The sequence below is a fragment of the Ruegeria sp. D1(2025) genome (assembly GCF_056536425.1).
Genome location: NZ_JBQFPO010000003.1, coordinates 247,926 through 270,910, shown reverse-complemented (window position 1 = coordinate 270,910; position 22,985 = coordinate 247,926). Strand labels below are relative to the sequence as shown.

Sequence of the window (22,985 nt, the reverse complement as noted above, 5' to 3'; positions counted from 1 at the left end):
GGTTTGGTCTTTCATTGACCAAAACGCTCGGAAAAGCCAGTAGGCGGGGCAACAATTCTGCGGCACTTACTGCCGCAGACTGTTCCGATGCGTCATTCGTAGACGCGCTGATCCTCGATCACCAGCCCATCCTTGGGAAGCGAGCCGGGTGCCACCACCTCGACCGCGCCCTTCAGCTTCAGGACCTCGACGACCGATTTGGCATAGGCCGCGTCGTTTTCGCAGGGGCTTTCGATCTGAACCGTCATCATGTCCATCTCGCCCTGGCGGGCTGCAATCACGCGCGCTTTGACGATTTCCTCGTGCTTGTCCACCAGCGCCGCAACCTGTTCCGGACGCACGAACATGCCCTTGATCTTGGTGGTCTGATCGGCGCGGCCCATCCAGCCCTTAATGCGGGTATTTGTCCGCCCGCAAGGGGACTGGCCCGGCATCATGGCCGACAAGTCACCGGTGGCAAAGCGGATCAGCGGGTAATCCGGGTTGAAGGTCGTGACCACAACCTCACCAACCTCGCCGGGTGCAACCGGAATTCCGGTGCCGGGGGTGACGATCTCGACGATGACATATTCGTCGATGATCATCCCTTCCATCGCGGCACTTTCATAGGCGATGTTGCCCAAATCCGCCGTGGCATAGCATTGCAGGCAGGAAATACCCCGGTCGGCATAGTCCTGCCGCAATGAGGGAAACAGCGCACCCCCGCCCACAACCGCCTTCGAGAAATTCAGCGATACGCCCATCTCGTCAGCCTTATCCAGGATCACTTTCAGGTAATCGGGCGTTCCCGCATATGCGGTGCATCCGATATCACGGGCAGCAGTGACCTGAAGCTCGGTCTGGCCGGTGCCTGCTGGCAACACGGCAGCGCCGACGGCCCGCGCGCCGTTCTCAAAGATCATTCCGGCTGGTGTCAGATGATACCCAAAACAGTTCTGCACGATGTCTCCGGGCCCGACTCCGGCGGCGTGCAGAAACCGGCCCATGCGCCACCAGTCGTGATCCGTGCTGCCCGGTTCGTATATCGGACCCGGTGATTGAAACACATGGTGGAAATGACGCGCCGGTTTTACCGTAAACCCACCAAATGGCGCACGTGCGGCCTGCCCCTGTGTCAGGTCGGACTTCCGCAAAACCGGCAGTTTCGCCAGATCCTCGATCGAGGTAACCGCGTCGACATCCGCATCCGCGAAATGAGCCGAAAATCCCGGTGCCGATTTCGCCCGCTGCAATTGCGCGCGCAATGCCTGGGTCTGATCAGACAAACGCTGATCGGCCGAGCGGGTTTCGAGTGCATCGAAGTAAGTCATCGCCAAATCCTCCATCCGCTCACAGCCACCGCTTGCGGCGGCGATAAGAGCGCACGTCCCGAAAGCTCTTGCGGCCTTCATCCGACATGCCGAGATAGAATTCCTTTACGTCCGGGTTTTCGCGCAATTCTGCGGCGGGGCCGTCCATCACGACGCGACCCGATTCCAGAATGTATCCGTAATGCGCAAACCTAAGCGCTACGTTGGTGTTCTGTTCGGCCAGCAGGAAGGACACGCCTTCTTTCTCGTTCAGATCCTTCACAATGCCGAAAATCTCTTCGACCAGCTGCGGCGCCAATCCCATCGACGGTTCGTCCAGCAGGATTGTCTCGGGCCGGGACATCAGCGCCCGTCCCATCGCAACCATCTGCTGCTCGCCACCCGAGGTATAACCGGCCTGGCTTCGGCGGCGTTCCTTGAGGCGGGGGAAATATGTGTAGACCAGCTCAAGGTCCTGCTGAATCGCGGCCTTGCCATCCTTGCGGGTATAGGCACCGGTCAGCAGGTTTTCCTCGACCGTCAGGTGTTCGAAGCAATGGCGACCCTCCATCACCTGGATCACGCCTTTCTGCACTAGATCGGCCGGATCGCTTTCGTGAACACTGGTTCCGCGATATTTGATGGAACCTTTGGTCACCTCGCCCCGTTCGGAATGCAGCAGGTTCGACACCGCCTTGAGCGTCGTCGTCTTGCCTGCACCATTGCCGCCCAGCAAGGCCGTGATGCCGCCCTTGGGCACAGTCAGGCTGACGCCTTTCAGCACGAGGATCACATGGTTGTAGATCACCTCGATATTGTTGACTTCCAGCAGGGTTTCCGCCTGCACGTCAGTGGTTTGTGCCGCATCCAGCATCAGCGTGTTTCCTCATGCCTGCCCCATCCGGGGCGGTTCATCAGGAGCGGCAGGCGCGCTGCCGCTCCGATTGTTTGGCGGCCCCGGATCGCTCCGGGGCGCGGGCCCTTTTCTTATTCGCAGCGGGCTGCGACGTTGTTTTCAGCTGCGTACGCGTTCGAATCTTCCGCAACCAGCGCGCCGATCACTTCGCCATCGGTTGGCTTGAAGTCGGAAATCAGACTCCAGGTCTTGGTGCCGGCATCCCATTGGGACACACCGATCAGGCCAGGGCCACCATGGTTGTCACACGACACCTGGAAGGTTGGGCCAAAGTTCGGCATGCCCAGTGCGGCCATACGCTCTTCGGTGATATTGAGGTTCTCCATCGCGTCACGCACCATGCCCGGTGTGACGTCGCCGGTTCCGTTGGCCTCTTGCGCGTCTTTGATCGCCTCGGCGGCCAGCATCGCGGAATAGAGACCGCGGTTGTACAGAACGGTACCGACCTGATCGCCTGCGCCTGCGGCCTTACCGGCATCGACAACATGAGTTTTGATGTCATCGAATACGGGGAAGTCATTACCGACCGCGTGGAAGGTGACGGCCTTGTACCCGTTCGCCTTGTCACCTGCGGGCAGCACGTCATGCTGCGCACCCGACCACCAGACGCCGATGAAGTTTTCCATCGGGAAACGGATGTTCGCGGCTTCCTGGATTGCGACCTGGTTCATCACGCCCCAGCCCCACATCAGAACGTAGTCCGGCTTTTCGCGGCGGATTTGCAGCCATTGCGACTTTTGCTCCTGACCGGGGTGATCGACCGGCAGCGTGGACAGTTCAAAACCGTGCTTCTTGGACAGCTCTTCCAGCGTGCGGATCGGCTCTTTGCCGTAGGCCGAGTTGTGATAGACCAGCGCGATTTTCTTGCCGCTCAGATCACCGCCATTTTCTTCCAGCAGATAGTTCACCGCGCCCGAGGCACCGTCCCAGTAATTGGCGGGATAGTTGAAGACATGGCTGAACACCTTGCCGTTGCGGGCCGAAGTCCGGCCATATCCCATGGTGTGAAGCGGGATGTCATCGGCCGTCACTTTCGGGATGAGCTGATAGGTGATGCCGGTCGACAGCGGTTGATAGATCAGCGCGCCCTCGCCCTTGGTCGATTCATAGCATTCCACACCTTTTTCGGTGTTGTAGCCGGTCTCGCATTCGACAACACGAACGGGAACACCGCCGATACCGCCATCCCTCTCATTCAACAGAGTGAAATAGTCGTTGTAGCCGTCCGAGAACGGAATACCGCCCGCAGCATAAGGCCCTGTGCGATAGCTGAGGTCCGGGATCACAAGATCCGCCAAAGCGGGCCCTGCGGCCATCAGAGCGCCCAGCGCCATAGTTGCCAGTTTCTTGTTCATCGGGTGTTTCCTCCCTTGGTTATTCCGATGCGGTTTCGGGCTTTGCACCCGTCTTATGATTGGGCCGGTTCCGTTTAGTGCGGGAACGGCCAGAGTCTGAGCTTTTCCTTGGCCACGCGCCACAGCTGCGCCAGCCCGTGTGGTTCCAGGATCAGGAACATGATGATCAGCGCACCGACGATCACAAGCTGAAGATGCGCCACGATATCGGTGGGCCAGCCCAAAACGTCGACCCCGACAACCTTCAGAACCACCGGCAACAGCACAAGAAACGCAGCCCCGGCAAAGGATCCGAAAATAGAGCCTAATCCGCCGATAATCACCATGAACAGCACCAGGAACGACTTCTGGATGCCGAACACCTCGCCCACTTCGACCGCGCCCAGATAGACCGCAAAGAACAGCGCACCAGCGATGCCCACAAAGAACGAACTGACGGCGAAGGCGCTGATCTTGGCTTTCAGCGGGTTCACCCCGATGATCTCGGCTGCGATGTCCATGTCGCGGATCGCCATCCATGTGCGCCCGGTGGTGCCGCGCGTCAGGTTGCGGGCAATCAGCGCGCTGACCGTCAGGAAGATCAGGCAGAACAGATAGGTCGCCCAGGCCGGAGCATTCGGCCCCGTGATGATGATGCCGAACACATCACGTTCGGGCGCATTGATCTGACCCGAAGCGGAATAGTTGTAGAACCACGGCACCCGGTTGAACAGCCAGACCAGAAAGAACTGCGCCGCCAGCGTGGCCACCGCCAGATAGAACCCTTTGATCCGCAGCGAAGGCAGACCGAACAGCACACCCACGATGGCCGTAATGCCTCCGGCAAGCAGGACATGGATGAACATGCTGACATCGGGAAAGGCCGTCATCAGCTTGTAGCAGGCATATGCGCCCACAGCCATGAACCCGCCGGTCCCCAGCGATACCTGCCCGCAATAGCCCACCAGAATGTTCAGCCCGATGGCCGCAATTGCGTAGATCAGGAACGGCAACAGCAGCGCGTTGGCCCAATAATCGTTGATGATGAACGGAATGATCCCAAACGCCACCGCCAGCACCACGTAGTAGCGGTACCGATCAAACTTGATCGGGAAAGTCTGGCTGTCATCCACGTACGAGACTTTGAAGTCCCCGGCTTCACGATAGAACATGTCTTACTTTCCCCATTCTTCCTGCGCCCGGTTCCGGGTCGCAGCGTCCAATTGTTTTGAAGACTTGGCGTAACCGCTCTGCTCGGTGTTGCGCACCAGTTTCATATAGGCCAGCACGCCTGTCACCAGACCGGCAAACGCCAGGATCGCAGCGATCATCAACTGGCCGTCTGTCAGCCCCTCGGCTGTGATCGCGATGTAGCCGAAGGCCCAGAACCCGGCCCAGGCGATGACGTTAATGATGGCGATCAGCTTCTGCACGACCTAAACCCTTTCGATGATCTTCTCACCGAACAGACCCTGAGGCCGGAACACGAGGAAGATCAGCGCCAGAACATAGGCGAACCAGTTTTCGGTCGCGCCGCCCACCATCGGGCCGATCGCGAATTCGAACAGCTTCTCTCCCACACCGATGATCAGCCCGCCCACGATCGCACCGGGGATCGAGGTGAACCCGCCCAGCATCAACACCGGCAGCGCCTTGAGCGCGATCAGCGACAATGAGAACTGCACGCCGGACTTGGTGCCCCACATGATCCCTGCGACCAGTGCCACGAATCCGGCCACCGACCAGACCATGACCCAGATGAAGTTCAGCGAAATGCCGACCGACAGCGCGGCCTGGTGATCATCCGCAACGGCACGCATGGCCCGACCCTGCTTGGTGTACTGGCTGAAGGCCACCAGCGCCGCCACCAGCAGCGCCGCAATGACTGTCGCCACGATATCCAGATTGTCGATGAAGAAGCCGTAATCAAAGATGTTGAACGTCGTCTCGTCAATCCACAGGTTGATACCCTGCGGCAGGCCAACATCCAGTGTCTTGATCTCGGACCCCCACATCAGGTCGGCCACGCCTTCAAGGAAATAGGCCAGACCGATGGTCGCCATGAACAGAATGATTGGCTCCTGCCCGACCAGATGGCGCATGACGAACCGCTGCACCGCCCAGGCCAGCAAGACCATCACCGCCATTGTCAGAATGATCGCCAGCAACGCGGGCACGTTCCAGCCGAAATAGTGGACATGGGTGCCGAAGATCGCGTTGATCAGATGCGCAAAGGGCACCTGACCGTTCATGATCCCGACCAGTGTCATCGCCGCAAACAGGGCCATAACCCCTTGCGCGTAATTGAAAATCCCGGACGCCTTGTAGATCAGCACAAAGCCCAGCGCGACCAGTGCATAAAGCACCCCGGCCATCAGACCGTTGAGGATGACCTCCATCGCAAATACGAGTTGTTCAGGCATGTCAGCCCCTCCCCAATTCTGCCAAGGCTTCAGTCATGGCTGACCCCCAGATAGGCGTCGATGACTTCCTGATTGTTGCGCACCTCGTCGGGTGTGCCGTCGCCGATCTTTTTGCCGTAATCCATCACGACCACCCGGTCGCTCAGGTCCATCACAACGCCCATGTCGTGTTCGATCAGGGCAATCGTGGTGCCGAATTCGTCATTCACGTCGAGGATAAAGCGGCTCATGTCCTCTTTCTCTTCGACATTCATGCCCGCCATCGGTTCATCCAGCAGCAACAGCTTGGGCTCCGCAGCCAGCGCACGGGCCAGCTCGACGCGTTTTTTCAACCCGTATGGCAAGCGCGCCACAGGCGTCTTTCGGATGTGCTGAATTTCAAGAAAGTCGATGATCTTCTCGACCGCCTCGCGGTTCTCGACCTCTTCCGCCTCGGCCTTACCCTTCCAGAACGCCTGCTGCAGGACGTTGGTCTTCATGAAGTTCAGGCGGCCGGTCATCACGTTATCCAGAACGCTCATCCCCTCGAACAGGGCGATGTTCTGGAACGTGCGCGCAATGCCTTGACGCGCCACTTCGTAGGGGCGCATCGCCGGGCGTTTCGATCCGTGGAACCAGACCTCACCCTCCTGCGGAACATAGAACCCGGAAATCACGTTCAGCATCGAGGATTTACCGGCCCCGTTCGGGCCGATGATCGCGCGAATTTCACCTTCGCGGATGTCAAACGAGATATCCTTGATCGCCACGACGCCACCAAAACGCAGGGTGATGTTCTTCATTTCCATCACCACACCGCCGATCTTGCGGCCGTCTTCGGTGACATATCCTTCGGAATTATCCAGCATCAGTCGCTCCCTGACGTTTGGAAAAACGGGACGGCGGGCGGGGCGATGACCGCAGGTCGAGCGGCGTACGACCGGCCCTCATTCTGCCGCCACCTTGTGCTGCGCGACGGGCACGACCGGCGCATCGACAATCTTCAAGGTCGCGCTGATCGCGCCTTTGCGGCCATCCTCATAGGTCACTTCCGTGGTCGTCGAAATGCTCTCGGACCCATCATAAAGTGCCTGGATGATGTCGTGGAACTTCTCTTCGACGAAGCCGCGCCGCACCTTGCGGGTCCGGGTCATCTCACCGTCATCTGCATCCAGTTCCTTGTGCAGAACCACAAAGCGATGCACCTGGCAGCCCGACAGCATCTCATCAGCGGCTACGGACTTGTTGACCTCTTCCACATGACCGCGAATCGTCTCTAACACACGGGGATGCGCCGCCAGTTCCTGATAAGACGCATAGGCCACATTGTTGCGTTCGGCCCAGTTGCCGACAGCAGTCAGGTCGATATTGATGAAGGCCACGCAGCGATCCTTGCCGTTGCCGAACAGGACAACTTCAAGAATGTCAGGAAAGAACTTCAGTTTGTTTTCGACATATTTCGGCGCGAACATGGACCCGTCGGCCATTTTGCCCACATCCTTGGCGCGGTCGATGATCCGCAGATGGCCGCTGCTTTCCTCGATAAAGCCAGCATCCCCGGTCGCCACCCAACCTTCGGCATCCTTGGTCGATGCCGTCGATTCCGGGTTGTTGTAATACTCGACGAACACTCCGGGCGAACGGTAGTGAATCTCGCCCTTGTCGTCGATCTTCAGTTCGACATCCGGCGCAGGGACGCCAACAGTGTCGGCCCGAACCTCTCCATCCGGCTGAACGGTGATAAAGACCGTCGCTTCGGTCTGGCCGTAAAGCTGTTTCAGGTTGATGCCCAACGAGCGGTAGAAATCGAAAATCTCCGGCCCGATTGCCTCACCCGCCGTGTAGCCGACGCGAAAGCGACCGTAACCAAGCGTGTCCTTCAGCGGACCATACACCAGCAGATTGCCCAGCGCGTATTTCATCCGGTCGCCGAAACCCACCGGCTTGCCGTCTAGCAGCAGGCCTCCGACCTTCTTGGCATGCGCCATGAAGTGGTGGAACATGCGCTGCTTCAGTTTGCTCGCATCCTCCATCCGGATCATCACGTTGGTCAGCTGGGTCTCGAACACGCGCGGCGGGGCAAAGAAATAGGTCGGTCCGATCTCGCGCAGGTCCGTCATCATCGTGTCAGCGCTTTCGGGGCAGTTCACGCAGAAGCCGCACCAATAGGCCTGACCGATCGAAAAGATGAAATCCCCCACCCACGCCATCGGCAGATACGACAAAATGTCTTCGTTCCGTGTCAGATGATCGAAATCGGCCGAGTTCTTGGCGCTTTCGATCACGTTGCGGTTCGACAGCACCACGCCCTTGGGCTTGCCCGTGGTGCCCGAGGTGTAAAGCATCACACATGTGTCGTCATAGGTGATCTCGGAGATGCGCTTGTCCAACTCCTCATCGAACCGCGCATGGCCGGCGCTGCCCTCGGCCATGATATCGGCCAAAGCGTTCATCTGACTGTGGTCGTATTTCCGCATCCCCCGCTTGTCGGTATAGAGGATGTGTTTGACCTGATCCATTTTTTCCTGGATTTCGATGACCTTGTCGACTTGCTCCTGATCACCGCAGACGACGTATTTCGCGCCGCAATGCTCGAGAACATAGGCCATCTCTTCGGCGACCGAATCCTGATAGAGAGGCACCGGAACCGCGCCCACCATCTGGGCCGCGACCATGGACCAGTAATGCGCCGGGCGGTTGCGGCCGATCACCGCGATGTGGTCGCCCTTCTCGACGCCAAGCTCCAGAAAACCCAGCGCGATGGCGCGGATTTCCCGGGCCGCTTCCGCCCAGGTCCAGCATTGCCAGATCCCGAATTCTTTTTCCCGATAGGCCGGGGCATCCCCGAACCGGGTCACATTGCGGTGTAACAGCGCCGGAAGAGACTGCATCCCTTCGGCGCCCGACTGCGTCTGAGCCAATCTTTTCTCCTCCCCATCCGACCCCTCTCCCCGGGGGCGGAAATGGCGGGTCCGGAACAGGGTCCGAACGCCAATGCCCCGATTTGGGACAGTGGCACAATCAGCGTCAACTTTTTCCTGATGTTTTCTCAATTCTTACGAATTGTAACAGGGGTAGAGTGGTGATCTTCTGATTTGTACAAAGCGCGCACTTACAGAAAGAGTGCTTCCGGCAAAAGCGAGGCGGAGAAAGGACGGCCCGTTCTTCAAATGGTCACTGGCATTGCTGCGGGCTGGAGGCGGGGTGCGCGGGTGATTTGAACGGTCCCGGAACAGAAACTGCGCAAGTATTGCGAACTATGACCAACAGTGATTGCTCGGTAGCCCAATTTGCACAGGAAGCTTAATCTGGATGAATTGCCAGCCCCAGTTTCTAGGCTGCGGTCACGAGTGAATGGCCGCAGCTAGCCAAGGTTCAAAGCCGTTTGAAAACTGATGCTTAGGATCGTCGCGGATGAAGACAATAACCCCCCGCCGCCAACTGAGCCCAATAACTTCTGTGGAAGCATCTTTCGGCAAAAGGCAGCTCCGATTGAAATAGTCGGGTGCCTACGACCCGACTTTGACCACCATCTTTCCAAAGTTTCCGCCAATCAATAGCTGGTTAAAGGCCGCAGGAGCGTTTTCGAGCCCTTCCACCATGTGCTCTTTGTATTTGACGGACCCATCTTGAAGCCAAGCGTTCATGTCCCGAGCAAACTCTTCGTACAGCGACAGTGGAAAACTGTCGTAGATGATAAAGCCCTGCATCTTAACCTTCATACGCAGTATGGTGCCCATGATGGCCGGTCCCATATCTGGTCCCTTTGGAAGACCAGGCAAATTATACCAAGCCACCACGCCACACACGGGGATACGAGCAAAAGGGTTAAGCAGCGGCAAAACCGCGTAAAGCACTTTGCCCCCAACGTTTTCGAAATACACGTCAATCCCGTTCGGACATGCTTCGCGCAATTCGGTGGCCAAATCATCCGACCGGTGATCAATGCAGGCATCAAACCCGAGGGTTTCGACCACGTGAGCGCATTTCTCGGGCCCTCCGGCAATACCAACGACCCGGCATCCTTTCAGCTTTGCGATTTGCCCGACTGTTGCCCCGACCGGCCCAGCTGCCGCTGCCACAACGACGGTTTCGCCCGGTTTTGGCTCTCCAATTTTAAAAAGTCCTGCATAGGCGGTGTAGCCAGGCATCCCAAGAATACCCAAAGCCCAGGATGGGTTCTGCGGGTTCTTACCCAGGTTTATCACCTGAACTCCGTCGGAGATCGCATAGTCTTGCCAGCCACTGCCGGAAAGCACGAAGTCGCCTTCTTCGTAGCCCTCGAGATTGGAAGTCACCACCTGCCCAACGACCTGGGCAGTCATGACTTCTCCGATCGCCACAGGCTCGGCGTAGGACTTGGCATCGTTCATGCGCCCCCGCATGTAGGGGTCCAAGGACAGGTAAACCGTACGCACCAGCATTTCGCCTTCGCCGGGCACTGGCACATCGGTTGTCTGCAATTTCAGTGTGCTGTCGTCTGGTTGACCTTTTGGTCGCTCGGCGAGAACAATTTGACGGTTGATATCCGATGTCTGTGCCATTTTGGCCTCCTTCTGTTGCCGAACCATAAAGACATTGCCACGTTATGGGCCGGTGCAGAAGGCGCGTGGCGTGAAACATGCTCTTTGCGGGAAAACTCGGGTCCGATCAATGCGACATTGGCTTTTGGCCGTGTTCCGAACATCGGCAGTGCGCTCCAAGCCGTCTCTGGGTCCGCATACCCGGCGTCCAGGCTGATCACTCTAACTGTCTTATGCATTCCACTCTACAACCAATCCCGCAGGATCGGGATCAGCGGCACATCCGCCGCAGGCATCGGGTAGCTGCGCAAATCATTCGCGCGGACCCATTTCAACGCCTGCCCTTCTTTCGACTGCGGGATGCCCTCCCACTTGCGACAAGCAAACAGTGGCATCAGCAAGTGGAAATCGTCATAGCTGTGGCTGGCGAAGGTTAGCGGGGCGAGGCAAGAGGCCCAGGTATCGATGCCCAGTTCCTCGTGCAATTCGCGGACCAGCGCGGCCTCGGGCGTTTCGCCGGGTTCGATCTTGCCACCGGGGAACTCCCACAGGCCAGCCATGGATTTACCCTCCGGGCGCTGCGCCAAAAGCACCCGGCCTTCGATATCGATCAGGGCGACGGCGGATACCAGGATTGTTTTCATAATCACTTACCAAGACGAATTAGTGTGGGTTTTCAATGCATCTACCAGAGTTTGATTGTGAAAAACTCTTGTCAGAATTCATGGTCAGCATCTGCACTCGAACTGGTTCAGAAGTATTACGTGGTATCATCTGAAGCGTTAGCTTGCTCGGATTGTAGGCTTGTTGCTCCGCTAACCAGACTGCTTCTTTAGAAACCTTAATGACGTCATATTCACGAATACCGCCATCTACCGAGGCCACCATAGTTTCGCTGTCTACAACAATTTCAAAGGAAGATTTATAGTCCCAAGTACATTTCAGGTAGACGTTCTGCGCATGAGCGGGTGATGCTGCCACGCCGGCCAATAGAGCTAAAAAATAGCGCATTCAAGTTTTCCATTTCTGCCGGAATTGCTCCGATTTCACGACCGGTAATCCGCGTTGATTTCGATGTAACCGTGGGTCAGGTCGCAGGTCCAGACAGTGGATTCTCCGTCCCCCAAACCAAGATCAACAGTGATCATCAGGTTCTGACCCTTCATGTATTCTGCGGCATCTTCGTCACGATAATCAGGGCTGACCCAACCCTTTTCGGCCACCAGAATGTCACCGAACGAAATGCTCAGCAGATCGCGGTCGGCTGCAGCTCCCGATTTACCGATCGCCATGACCACCCGACCCCAGTTGGGGTCTTCGCCCGCGATGGCCGTCTTGATCAGTGGAGAGTTGGCGATCGCCAGCCCATGCACCTTGGCATCCGCATCCGAGGCCGCACCAGTCACGCGAATTTCCACGAATTTCGTGGCGCCTTCCCCGTCGCGCACAACTTGCTGCGCAAGGTCCAGCATCACGGTTTCCAACGCCTCGGCAAACGCCGCATTGCCGGTGGCGTCCACACCCGATGCGCCGGTCGCGCACAGCAACAGGCTGTCCGAGGTCGAGGTGTCGCTGTCCACGGTAATGCAGTTGAACGTCCGGTCCGTGTGCGCGCGCAGCATCGCCTGCAGTGCCGATTGCTCGACCCGGGCATCCGTGAAGATGTAGACCAGCATCGTCGCCATGTCCGGCGCGATCATGCCGGAGCCCTTGGCAATCCCTGCAATAGAGACTGTTTTACCATCGATCTGAACCTCCGCTGAGGCTCCTTTCGGGAATGTGTCGGTGGTCATGATGGCGCGGGCGGCATCCTCGATCGCATGACGGCTGAGCCCCGCCTTCAGCGTCTCAAGCTGGGCCACGATGCGTTCATGCGGCAGCGGTTCACCAATCACGCCGGTTGATGAGGTAAAGACCCGTTCGACCGGAACGCCGGTGGCCTTGGAGACGGCCTGGGTCACTTCTGCCACCGAGGTCTGGCCATAATGGCCGGTGAAGGCGTTGGCATTGCCCGAGTTCACAACGATCGCTGCCGGTCCTTCGCTGGATCCGCCAATCTTGTCCTGACAATCCAGCACCGGGGCCGCGCGGGTCGCCGAGCGGGTGAATACTCCGGCCACGGATGTGCCCGGATCCAGCACTGCCAGCATGACATCGGTACGGCCCTGATAGCGCACGCCGGCCTCAACCGTCGCGAAACGCACGCCATCGATGGCCGGAAGGTCGGGGAAGGCCGCAGGTGCCAGCGGCGACACTTTAGTGATATTGGCCAAGGGGCTTACTCCTGAATCAGATCCAGCTGCCGCATGATTTCCGGACCGGCACCTTCCAGCGCCGGACGCTCGATCTGGGCTTTCTGGGTCAGTTCGTCGATACGGGCCTGAATGGCTTCCTGCTGGATGGATTGGGCCAGTTCATTGCGAACATCGGCAAGTTCGGGGGCCTCGGACTTGCGCTGATCGTTCAGGATGATCACGTGCCAGCCGAACTGGGTCTGCACAGGATCCGAGATCTGGCCTACTTCCAGCTCCAGCACGGCGGCCTCAAACTCGGGCACCATGCGGCCCTTGCCGAACCAACCCAGCACGCCGCCATTGGGGCCTGACGGGCCGGTGGACTTTTCCCTGGCGAGCTCCGCGAAATCCGCGCCACCGTCCAGCTGGGTCTTGATCTCCTTGGCCTCATCCTCGGTTTCCACCAGAATGTGGCTGGCCTCGTACTCGTCCTCGCCTTCAAACTCGGCGATCTGTGCGTCATAGGCGGCCTGAATCGACTCGTCCGTCACCAGACCGCCGGTGATTTCGGCAACCGTCTGCACGGCCCTCAGCGAACGTTCCTCGTTCTTGAGTGTCAGGGCGTTGTAGGTGGAAAGGCCTTCCTGTTCCTGGCTGAGCAATTGCTGCTGGACCAGCTGCTCGACAATGAAGTCAAAGAGGAACTGGTCTTCCATCTGCTGGTATTGCTGCGGCAAGCTTGCGGCGGTGGCGATCACGTGACCCAAAGTGATCTCGTCCCCGTTGACGCGCGCAACCACAGTGGTCGCATCCGGCTGGGTCTGGGCGGCCAGTGGCAGGGCCATCACGGCGGTCAGGGCCAGCGATGGCAGAAAAGTGAGGCCTTTGGGCATTGAATTATCCTATTTCCATGCCGCGACAGGGCGCAGCGTTGACACTCTGGAACCTGCCGCTTACATCGCTTTGAAGCCTTGGACAGGGCCGCCTTTCACCCCCCGTATCTATGGGTTGCGCGCAAGGTGGGCAAGCCTGTCGCAACCAAGACAAGAACAGATCCGCTGGAGTGAACATGCTGGGACTCGGAACGCTTGCCAAAAAGGTGTTCGGAACACCGAACGACCGCAAGATCAAGGCGACCCGCCCGCTGGTCGAAAAGATCAACGCGCTGGAGCCGGAGTTTGAGAAACTGTCGGATGAGGGTCTGATCGAGAAGACCAAAGAGCTGCGCCAACGCACGCTGGATGGCGAGAGCTTGGATGCCTTGCTGCCCGAAGCCTTTGCCAACGTGCGCGAGGGTGCTAAGCGGGCGCTGGGCCTGCGCGCCTTTGACGTGCAGCTGATGGGCGGCGCGTTCCTGCATCAGGGCAACATCTCGGAAATGAAAACGGGTGAGGGAAAGACGCTGGTCGCCACCCTCCCGGCCTATCTGAACGCGCTGACCGGCAAAGGTGTGCACGTGGTCACGGTGAACGAATACCTGGCCAAGCGCGACGCGGAATGGATGGGCAAGGTTTTCTCGGCCGTAGGCATGACGACCGGTGTGATCTGGTCCGGTCAGCCGGACGAAGAGAAAAAGGCGGCCTATGCCTGCGACATCACCTATGCCACCAACAATGAGCTGGGCTTCGACTACCTGCGCGACAACATGAGGGCGGACCTGAACGACGTCTATCAGAAGCACCACAATTTCGCGATCGTGGACGAGGTCGACTCGATCCTGATCGACGAGGCGCGGACACCGCTGATCATCTCGGGTCCATCGCAGGACCGGTCGGACTTGTATACCGCCATCGATACGCTGATCCCGTTGCTGCAGGACGATCACTATTCGCTGGACGAAAAGTCGCGCACGGTCACCTTTACCGATGAAGGCAACGAGTATCTTGAGCAGCAGTTGCTGGCAAACGACCTGATCCCCGAAGGTCATTCGCTGTACGACCCCGAAAGCACGACCGTGGTGCACCACGTCAACCAGGGCCTGCGCGCGCACAAGCTGTTTCAGCGCGACAAGGACTACATCGTCCGCGACGGCAATGTGGTACTGATCGACGAATTTACGGGCCGGATGATGCCGGGCCGCCGGTTGTCCGAAGGCCTGCATCAGGCCATCGAAGCCAAGGAAGGCGTGCAGATTCAGCCCGAGAACGTGACCCTGGCCAGCGTGACGTTCCAGAATTACTTCCGTCTTTATGACAAGCTGGGCGGCATGACCGGTACCGCGCTGACCGAAGCCGAGGAATTTGCCGAGATCTATGGGCTGGGTGTGGTCGAAGTTCCAACCAACAAGCCGATCGCCCGTCTGGACGAAGACGATCAGGTCTATCGCACCGCCCCCGAGAAATACGGCGCGATGATCAAGGAAACCAAAAAGGCGGTCGAGAAGGGCCAGCCGGTTTTGCTGGGCACCACCTCGATTGAAAAATCAGAGGTGCTGAGCCAGATGCTGACCAAGGAAGGCATTCAGCACAACGTGCTGAATGCCCGCCAGCACGAGCAGGAAGCGCAAATCGTCGCTGAAGCGGGTCGTCTGGGCGCGGTGACCATCGCCACCAACATGGCCGGACGCGGTACCGACATCCAATTGGGCGGCAACGTGGAAATGAAGGTTCTGCAGGCACTTGCCGAGAACCCCGAAGCGGACCCCGCTGAACTGCGCGCGGCGGAAGAGGCGCGTCACGCCGAGGAAAAACAGAAAGTGCTTGAGGCCGGTGGCCTGTATGTCATGGCCTCGGAACGGCATGAAAGCCGCCGCATCGACAACCAGTTGCGTGGCCGTTCGGGCCGCCAGGGCGACCCGGGCCGCACCGTGTTCTACCTGAGCCTCGAAGACGATCTGATGCGCATCTTCGGCTCGGAACGGCTGGACAAGGTGCTGACAACGCTGGGTATGAAAGAAGGCGAGGCGATCATCCACCCATGGGTGAACAAGTCGCTGGAACGTGCGCAATCCAAGGTCGAAGGCCGTAACTTTGACATGCGCAAGAACGTTCTGAAGTTCGACGACGTAATGAACGACCAGCGCAGGGTGATCTTCAACCAGCGGCGCGAGATCATGTCGACCAGTGACCTGTCGGAAATCGTGTCGGACATGCGCGAACAGGTGATCGACGATCTGATCGACGAATACATGCCGCCGAAAACCTATGCCGACCAGTGGGACACCGACGGTCTGCACGAGGCGATCAAGGACAAGCTGACCATCGACGCCCCGGTTCAGGACTGGGCCGCCGAGGAAGGCGTAGATGACGAGCAGGTGCGCGAGCGCCTGATCAAAGCCGCAGACGAGATGATGGCCCAGAAGGCCGCCGCGTTTGGCCCCGAGAACATGCGCAACATCGAAAAGCAGGTGCTGCTGCAGACCATCGACGGCAAGTGGCGCGAGCATCTGGTGACGCTGGAACATCTGCGCTCGGTCGTGGGCTACCGCAGCTATGCTCAGCGCGATCCGCTGAACGAGTACAAGAACGAAAGCTTCCAGCTGTTCGAAGGGATGCTGGACAGCCTGCGCGAAACCGTGACCCAGCAATTGTCGCGCGTTCGCCCGCTGACCGAGGAAGAGCAGCGTGAGATGCTGGCCCAGATGGCGGCGCAGCAGGCTCAGGCGCAACAGGCGGTCGAACAGGCCGCCGGTCAGGCCGAAGCAGTCGCAGAAGCCGACGCCTCGGGTGATGCCCGGCCCGGATTTGACGAAAGCGATCCGGCAACCTGGGGTAACCCGTCGCGCAACGACCGCTGCCCCTGTGGATCCGGAAAGAAGTTCAAACACTGTCACGGCAGGCTGACCTAACGTCACCTAAATTCGAACACAATGACTTCGCGTCGCGGTCACAAATTGGCCGCGATTGACCGGGAAAGTGTGACTCGCTCCTTCAACTGGGGAGGGTGTCTTGTTCGTTGTAAGAAACTACGTGACCATGGGTGGCACTGTCGTCTGCGCGCTCGCCATCGGTTACCTGATGCAGAATGGATCTGCCGCGCAACCTGATGGAAGTCAGGCCGGTATCTCTGTGGCTTCTGCCGCAGGACAGCCTGTTGGGCTGGCCGGGCTCGAGCAGTTCGCGCTTACCTCGTCTTCTGCAAGCACCGCGTCACTTTCTGCTCCGGCACCCTCGCAACGCAGCCTGCAACCCGGCCAAACCGGCCCCGAAGTAATGACCGACTGCAACCTGAGCGCGCGCGCCACCGCAGTGCCCGGTGCCGCGGCAAGGTTGATCGTCAAGGCCCCCTGCCACGCCAACCAACGGATCGAGGTTCATCACAGCGGGCTGGCCGTTTCTCAACAGACGGATGAAAACGGCACCTTGGATCTGACGATGCCGGTGCTGTCGGAATACGCGATATTTCTGATTTCCTTCGACGATCAAAAAGGCACGGTGGCGACAACACATGTGCCGGATATCAGCCAGTACGACCGCGTCGCGCTGCAATGGAAGGGCACGACCGATCTGCAGATTCACGCGCTGGAGTTTGGTGCCAGTTATGGCGGTGACGGGCATGTTTGGGCGGACAGCTCGGCAACGGGTCTCGGCGAAGTTGTCCATATGGGCCAGCCGGGTCTTGGCACCGCGCAGAATATCGAGATTTATTCCTTCCCTTCCGGCCAGTCTGCGCAATCGGGTGCCATCGGCCTGACGGTCGAGGCTGACGTGACCAAGGCCAATTGCGGCTCGGATCTGAGCGTACAGTCGCTGGAACTGCGCGCCGACCGCCGCCTGCGCTCACGCGATCTGGTGCTGAACCTGCCCGACTGTTCGCAGGTCGGAGAGTTTCTGGTGTTGAATAATCTGTTCCAAGACCTGACAATCGCGGCAAAGTAAACCGCAGGCAGGCTCGAAACTCCTATGACATCCTTACGTGCAGCAGTGGCTGCACTTTTTCTGGCAACGCTGGCATCTGGTGCTCAGGCACAGGACATCACGCTGACCTCGCATGACGGCAAGGTCGAGGTAACTGGAAACCTGCTCGGATATGATGGCGAGTTCTATCGCATAGATACCCAATTCGGAGAACTGACGGTGGACGGGTCCGGCGTGACCTGCGATGGCCCCGCCTGCCCCAATTTGACCGATTTTGTGGCAGAGGTCCGGTTCTCCGGGTCGTCGGTCATGGCCGAGAAGGTCATGCCTGCCCTGATTCTGGGTTTTGCCCAACAAGAAGGGTTGTCGGCGACCCCATCACGGATTGACTCGGCAACCTTTGCCTACGAACTGTTTCAACCCGGTCGACCCGCACCTTTGGGGCGGTTCTTTTTTCGCGTGGGCAATACCGGTCGGGGATTTTCCGATCTGAGCGCGAATGAAACCGATATCGTCATGGCCCTGCGCGAAATCCGTCCGGGTGAGCGACTGGCTGCGGAAGACGCCGGGATGGGCGATCTGACAAAAGCGCGGCGATCGCGGGTTGTGGCGCTGGATGCGATGGTGCCTGTGGTGTCCGCCGTCAACGCGATACGACAGATCTCGCCCACGGATCTGGCACGCGTGTATTCCGGCGAAATACTGAACTGGGCCGAACTGGGCGGGGCCGATGCGCCGATTGCGCTGCACCTGCCTGACATAGGATCGGGCTTGTCCCAGGCCTTCGAGGATCAGTTGCTTGCGCCCGCTGGCGTGGCGCTGTCCGACGCGGTCCTGCGGCATGGGCGCAGCAACGACTTGGTTCACGCAGTGGCCGAGGATCCGTTTGCCATCGGAATCGCCAGCCGGGCCGAAGCTGACAAGGTTCGCGCGCTGCCGCTTGCAGGGGGCTGCGGCCACGCACTGACGGCGACCCGGCAATCGATCAAGACCGAGGATTATCCGCTAACCTCACCCATGTTTCTGTACCTGCCGTCATACCGCCTGTCCCGGATTGCACGACAGTTTCTGGCCTATACCCAAAGCCCGGAAGCTCAGATGGCGATACGGCAGGCCGGTTTCGTGGATCAGGCACCCGAGACCATGCGTATCGGATTGCAGGGGGACCGCCTCGCCAACGCCATCGCAAACGGCGGGGACGAGGTGGGTCTGGACAGCTTGAAACAGATGATCGAAACGCTGCGCCCGATGTCACGCCTTTCGCTGTCTTTCCGGTTCGAGGCCGGGTCTTCGCGCCCGGATGCCCAGTCCCGCGCGAACATCCTGCACTTGGCGCAGGCGCTTGAGGCCGGGGCCTACGAGGCCCGGAAGCTGACCTTCGTGGGATTCAGCGATGGTGACGGGCCAGCGGCGGGGAACGCCCGCATTGCTCTATTGCGGGCCAAAACGGTGCGCAACGCGGTTCTGGCCGCAGTTGAGACCGCGATACCCGATAGTGTCGAGATCTCGGTCGAAGGGTTCGGCGAAGCCATGCCCATGGCCTGCGACGACACCGAATGGGGCCGCAAGATCAACCGCCGGGTCGAAGTCTGGATCGAGTGACTTCGAATCCCACCGACAGCTACAGATAGCCCTGCGACCGGAAACTCAGCTCTGTCGATTTTCCGATGATCAGGTGATCGTGCAGCACCAGGCCAAGCGCGGTGCAGGCATCTTGAATACGATTGGTCATGTCGATGTCGGATTGTGATGGTGTGGGGTCACCCGAGGGGTGGTTGTGCACCAGAATCAAAGCCGAGGCATTCAGTTCCAACGCCCTTTTTGCCACCTCGCGCGGGTAGACGGGAACATGGTCCACCGTGCCCTTGGCCTGTTCCTCATCCGCGATGAGGACGTTCTTGCGATCAAGGTAGAACACGCGAAACTGCTCGGTCTCGCGATGGGCCATGGTGGTGTGACAATAATCCAGCAATGCGTCCCAGCCCGAAATCACATGCCGTTGCATCACCCGTGCGCGGGCCATGCGATGGGCGCAGGCTTCCAGAATCTTCAGATCGGTAATCACGCTTTCGCCGACACCCTTGATCTGTCGTAACCTTTCTTCGGGCGCGGTCAGCACCCGGTTGAAGTCGCCCAGTTCATCCATCAGGGACCGGGCCAGAGGCTTTACGTCTTGCCGGGGGATCGAGCGGAACAGGACCAGCTCCAGCAGCTCATAATCAGGCATCGCTGCAGAACCGCCAGACATGAACCGTTCGCGCAGCCTTTTGCGATGGTCCTTGATATAAGACGGCAACCGGCCTGCCGGCAGCGGCTGCACCGGGGCTTCGTCGTTTTCAAAAAGCATCGGGGCTTCGGCAAAGGCGTCGTTGGTCATACGCGCAGACTGGCGCAGAATTGCTTTCCGAAACGTTAACGCACCTCACCCGCCATGCGCGCCGTGGCGCGGTGCACGACCATGTGCAGCAGGATCGAAAATACACCCAGCGTCAGCATGGCCGCGAACATCAGGTCCGTCTTCGCCCGGCCGTTGGCCAGCAGCATCAGGTTCCCCAGACCCCCGGAGGAACCACCGACCCATTCTCCGATCACGGCCCCGATGGGTGCGTAGACAGCCGCCAGCCGCATCCCCGAAGCCAGCGAGGGCAGGGCGGCCGGTATTTGGATATGCCACAATACCGCGCGCGGGCTGGCCTGCATGGTGCGTGCAAGGTCCAGATATCCGGCCGGAGTGCGCATCAATCCGTCAAAAAAGGACGACGTCACCGGAAAATAGATGATCAGCATGGCCATTGCCACTTTCGACCAAAGATCAAACCCCAGCCAAAGCGTCAAAAGCGGTGCCAGGGCAAAAACCGGCAAGGCTTGCGTGAACACCAGCAAGGGGCGCACCAGGATCCGGGTCATGCGCGAACTGGCCAGCGAGATGGCTGTGACAACGCCCAAGGTTACACCAAAAACGAAGCCGGTCAAAACCTCGACCGCCGTTACCCAGGTGTCTTTTGCGATGATCCACCGGTTGTCCCACCATGTTTCGGCGACAATGGCCGGGCCGGGCAAGATGAATTTCGGCCAGCCCGTGAAGGAGACGATGCCCTGCCAGACGACAAGGGCAAAAAGCGCTGCCACAAGCGGAGAGAGGTATTTCATGCTGCCTCCTGTCTCAGCAGGCGCAGCAAAGCGCCTTGCGTGGCCAACGAGTCCGGGTCGTCCACTTTGCGGGGGGCCGGGGTCCGAGGGGACTGGCATTTGGTCAGTCCGTGCCGGGTCATGACAATAATGGTTTGCCCCAGCCGGGCGGCTTCGGCCGGATCGTGGGTGACTAGCAAAACTGTGCGGCCCAGCAACACCTCGGCCGCGAGATCCTGCATATCGGCGCGGGTTCGGGCATCAAGGGCCGAAAACGGCTCGTCCAGCAATACGAAAGGGCGGTCCTCCATCAGCGTTCGGGCAAGAGCCACGCGCTGGCGCTGACCACCTGACAGTTCCGACGGTTTCGTGGTCAGGTGATCCCAAAGGCGCATCCGTTTGATCAGACGGTCGCGCCGGTTCAGATCGGCCTTTTCCCCCCGCAACTGTGCGCCCAGCGTGATATTCCGGGCAACACTTGCCCAAGGCAGCAACAGATCGTCCTGCGCCATGTACGCGACACGTTCTGGCACCGGCAAGCCATCGTCGGCCGTGATTTGCCCTAAGAAATCCGCCCCGGTCTGCAATCCCGCGATCAGGCGCAGGATGGTGGTTTTTCCGACGCCGGAACCGCCCAGAAGACAGGTCCATTCCCCTGCCGCCAGTGTAAGCGAAAGCGGCACGAACAGGGTCGCGCCGCCGATTGTGGCCTGTCCGCTGATGGTCAGGGCGGGGGCAGACATCATGGCGTCATGCCCATCTGCCAGAAACTGACTTCAAGTTCGGTCGCAGTGCGGAACGTCCGGCTCAGGCGGTCCCAGCGCGGGGAAGCTTTAAAATCGTGCCCAATGCGCCGTGTTAGAGCCTGATCAAGGAACTCTCCAACCGCCTTGCATGCAGCCTGATAGTCTTCGCTGGCATAGGCGTTGATCCAGTCCCGATAGGTTTCGGACGTGGCCTCGGTTGCCAGACGCGCGCCAATCTCGCCATAGCCCATGACGCAAGGCGCAAGCGCTGCCAGCAAGTCCAGCAAGTCACCGCTGTAGCCTGCCTCGAGCACAAAGCGCGTATAGGCCAGGTTCTCGGCACGCTCGGGCGTTGCAAACAGGTCCCGCTGTGAAATGCCCGCAGCCTCGCAGACACCGATATGCAGTTTCATCTCTTCGCTGATCAGACCGTTCACTGTGCGCGAGGCGGCCAGCATCTCTTCGTGGGTTTCCGATTTCACCACCGCAAGCGCCCAGGCACGGGCAAAATGGATCAGAAACACATAGTCCTGCCGCAGATAATGAAGAAACGCTGCGCGCGGAAGCGTTCCGTCCCTCAACCCTTCGACAAAGGCGTGGCGGGTATAATCCCGCCACGGCCCCTGCGCCGCATCGCGCATCAGCGCGAAGGCCTTGCCATATTCATTCATTGCGCAGTCACGTCGATGGCGATGGCGCTGACCGGGTTGATGCTGTCGATCATGCCGCTGTCTTTCAGAAAAGCCTCGAACCGGGTGTACCGCCCGGCATCGAACCCGGCCGGGCGCAGGGCAAAACGCGGCAGCGTGTCGACCCAGGCACGGGCGTTCAGCTCATCCTGCAGCTCGGGCGAGGTTGCTGCGAAGATTTCCCAGCTTTTTTCGGGGTTGTTGACGATGAACTGTGTTGCCTTTTCCGTCGCGGCCAGAAAACGGGCGATCTTATCGGTATCCATTGTGTCCGGGTTCGCGACATAGATCAGTTCGTCATAGGACGGCACGCCCTCTTCCTCGATATAGAAGCAGGTGCCGGGATGGTCTTCGATGTCCATCTGGTTCAGCTCGAAATTGCGGTAGGCGCCGATCACCGCATCTACCTGCCCCGACATCAGCGACGGTGAAAGCGAGAAGTTGACGTTGATCATTTCGACATCGGCCAGCGCGACGTCATATTTGCCCAGAACGGTGCCCAGAACTGCCTCTTCCACGCCAGCGACAGAAAAGCCGATTTTCTTGCCCTTCAGGTCCGCCGGGGTTTTGACCGGGCCATCTTCCAACACCAGAAGGCAGTTGAGCGGGGTCGCAACAAGTGTGCCGACGCGTTTCAGGGGCAGACCCTCGTGGATCTGCAGATGCAGTTGCGGCTGGTAGGACACAGCCAGATCGGCCTGCCCCGCAGCAACCAGACGCGGCGGTGCGGACGGGTCAGCAGGCGGGATGATTTCAACTTCAAGCCCCTGTTCGGCGAAATAGCCGTTTTCCTGCGCCACGATAATGGGGCCGTGATCGGGGTTGATGAACCAGTCCAGCAAAATGGTCATCTTGTCGTCAGCCCAGGCCGGTGCAGCGGCCAGCAGCGATAAGGCTGTGATCAGTTTCTTCATATCTCGCGTTTCC

The 22,985-nt window shown here is 59.3% G+C and carries 21 protein-coding genes; 3 read left to right on the top strand and 18 right to left on the bottom strand.

Annotation, left to right across the window (positions count from 1 at the left end; translation table 11 throughout):
* Positions 1-92 precede the first annotated feature (92 nt).
* The 13 genes from ACR1XU_RS10730 to ACR1XU_RS10670 form a co-directional block, all read right to left on the bottom strand.
* Positions 93-1,310: a phenylacetate--CoA ligase family protein gene (locus tag ACR1XU_RS10730; RefSeq protein WP_480906734.1), complete on the bottom strand. Its 1,218-nt coding sequence runs from the start codon at positions 1,308-1,310 to the stop codon at positions 93-95.
* Between the two features lie 19 nt (positions 1,311-1,329).
* A complete protein-coding gene (locus tag ACR1XU_RS10725) occupies positions 1,330-2,163 on the bottom strand; it encodes an ABC transporter ATP-binding protein (RefSeq protein ID WP_170612639.1) in 834 nt (277 codons plus the stop codon).
* 113 nt (positions 2,164-2,276) lie between these two features.
* Complete coding sequence (locus tag ACR1XU_RS10720) at positions 2,277-3,560, bottom strand: ABC transporter substrate-binding protein (protein ID WP_480906737.1); 1,284 nt, start codon at positions 3,558-3,560, stop codon at positions 2,277-2,279.
* Positions 3,561-3,634: 74 nt separating this feature from the next.
* On the bottom strand, positions 3,635-4,711 hold the full coding sequence (locus ACR1XU_RS10715) for a branched-chain amino acid ABC transporter permease (RefSeq protein WP_170612643.1): 1,077 nt from the start codon (positions 4,709-4,711) through the stop codon (positions 3,635-3,637).
* A gap of 3 nt (positions 4,712-4,714) precedes the next feature.
* Positions 4,715-4,972 (bottom strand): hypothetical protein, encoded by a 258-nt coding sequence (locus ACR1XU_RS10710; RefSeq protein ID WP_170612645.1) that lies wholly within the window; start codon positions 4,970-4,972, stop codon positions 4,715-4,717.
* A 3-nt stretch (positions 4,973-4,975) separates the two neighbouring features.
* Positions 4,976-5,962, bottom strand: coding sequence for a branched-chain amino acid ABC transporter permease (locus tag ACR1XU_RS10705; RefSeq protein ID WP_170612647.1), 987 nt, complete (start codon positions 5,960-5,962; stop codon positions 4,976-4,978).
* Positions 5,963-5,991: 29 nt separating this feature from the next.
* Positions 5,992-6,810: an ABC transporter ATP-binding protein gene (locus ACR1XU_RS10700; protein ID WP_170680230.1), complete on the bottom strand. Its 819-nt coding sequence runs from the start codon at positions 6,808-6,810 to the stop codon at positions 5,992-5,994.
* A 78-nt stretch (positions 6,811-6,888) separates the two neighbouring features.
* Complete coding sequence (locus ACR1XU_RS10695; protein ID WP_170613143.1) at positions 6,889-8,832, bottom strand: AMP-binding protein; 1,944 nt, start codon at positions 8,830-8,832, stop codon at positions 6,889-6,891.
* Between the two features lie 618 nt (positions 8,833-9,450).
* A complete protein-coding gene (locus ACR1XU_RS10690; RefSeq protein ID WP_480907245.1) occupies positions 9,451-10,485 on the bottom strand; it encodes an NADP-dependent oxidoreductase in 1,035 nt (344 codons plus the stop codon).
* A 224-nt stretch (positions 10,486-10,709) separates the two neighbouring features.
* Positions 10,710-11,108, bottom strand: a complete 399-nt coding sequence (mutT, locus tag ACR1XU_RS10685) for an 8-oxo-dGTP diphosphatase MutT (RefSeq protein ID WP_480907247.1) — start codon at positions 11,106-11,108, stop codon at positions 10,710-10,712.
* Between the two features lie 19 nt (positions 11,109-11,127).
* Entirely contained in the window at positions 11,128-11,475 is a 348-nt protein-coding gene (locus ACR1XU_RS10680; RefSeq protein ID WP_480907249.1) for a hypothetical protein, read from the bottom strand.
* A gap of 35 nt (positions 11,476-11,510) precedes the next feature.
* Positions 11,511-12,737 (bottom strand): bifunctional glutamate N-acetyltransferase/amino-acid acetyltransferase ArgJ, encoded by a 1,227-nt coding sequence (argJ, locus tag ACR1XU_RS10675; protein WP_480907251.1) that lies wholly within the window; start codon positions 12,735-12,737, stop codon positions 11,511-11,513.
* Positions 12,738-12,742: 5 nt separating this feature from the next.
* Positions 12,743-13,591 (bottom strand): peptidylprolyl isomerase, encoded by an 849-nt coding sequence (locus ACR1XU_RS10670; protein WP_480907253.1) that lies wholly within the window; start codon positions 13,589-13,591, stop codon positions 12,743-12,745.
* Positions 13,592-13,767: 176 nt separating this feature from the next.
* On the opposite strand from ACR1XU_RS10670, the gene secA reads away from it, so the two are divergent.
* The 3 genes from secA (at position 13,768) to ACR1XU_RS10655 (ending at position 19,096) form a co-directional block, all read left to right on the top strand.
* Positions 13,768-16,485: a preprotein translocase subunit SecA gene (gene secA, locus ACR1XU_RS10665; RefSeq protein WP_480907255.1), complete on the top strand. Its 2,718-nt coding sequence runs from the start codon at positions 13,768-13,770 to the stop codon at positions 16,483-16,485.
* Between the two features lie 100 nt (positions 16,486-16,585).
* Positions 16,586-17,515, top strand: a complete 930-nt coding sequence (locus ACR1XU_RS10660) for a hypothetical protein (RefSeq protein WP_480907256.1) — start codon at positions 16,586-16,588, stop codon at positions 17,513-17,515.
* 24 nt (positions 17,516-17,539) lie between these two features.
* Positions 17,540-19,096: a phosphate ABC transporter substrate-binding/OmpA family protein gene (locus ACR1XU_RS10655; RefSeq protein WP_480907258.1), complete on the top strand. Its 1,557-nt coding sequence runs from the start codon at positions 17,540-17,542 to the stop codon at positions 19,094-19,096.
* A gap of 19 nt (positions 19,097-19,115) precedes the next feature.
* On the opposite strand, the gene radC is transcribed toward ACR1XU_RS10655, so the two are convergent.
* The 5 genes from radC to ACR1XU_RS10630 are packed head-to-tail and all read right to left on the bottom strand — an operon-like array spanning position 19,116 to position 22,972.
* Complete coding sequence (radC, locus tag ACR1XU_RS10650) at positions 19,116-19,871, bottom strand: RadC family protein (protein ID WP_480813406.1); 756 nt, start codon at positions 19,869-19,871, stop codon at positions 19,116-19,118.
* A 35-nt stretch (positions 19,872-19,906) separates the two neighbouring features.
* Positions 19,907-20,644 carry an ABC transporter permease gene (locus tag ACR1XU_RS10645; protein ID WP_480907260.1) on the bottom strand — a complete coding sequence of 246 codons (738 nt, stop codon included), beginning with the start codon at positions 20,642-20,644 and terminating at the stop codon, positions 19,907-19,909.
* Complete coding sequence (locus ACR1XU_RS10640) at positions 20,641-21,369, bottom strand: ABC transporter ATP-binding protein (protein WP_480907262.1); 729 nt, start codon at positions 21,367-21,369, stop codon at positions 20,641-20,643. The genes ACR1XU_RS10645 and ACR1XU_RS10640 overlap by 4 nt, the downstream gene beginning before the upstream one ends.
* Positions 21,366-22,040: a thiaminase II gene (tenA, locus tag ACR1XU_RS10635; RefSeq protein ID WP_480907264.1), complete on the bottom strand. Its 675-nt coding sequence runs from the start codon at positions 22,038-22,040 to the stop codon at positions 21,366-21,368. The genes ACR1XU_RS10640 and tenA overlap by 4 nt, the downstream gene beginning before the upstream one ends.
* Entirely contained in the window at positions 22,037-22,972 is a 936-nt protein-coding gene (locus ACR1XU_RS10630; protein ID WP_480523102.1) for an ABC transporter substrate-binding protein, read from the bottom strand. The genes tenA and ACR1XU_RS10630 overlap by 4 nt, the downstream gene beginning before the upstream one ends.
* Positions 22,973-22,985: the final 13 nt, after the last annotated feature.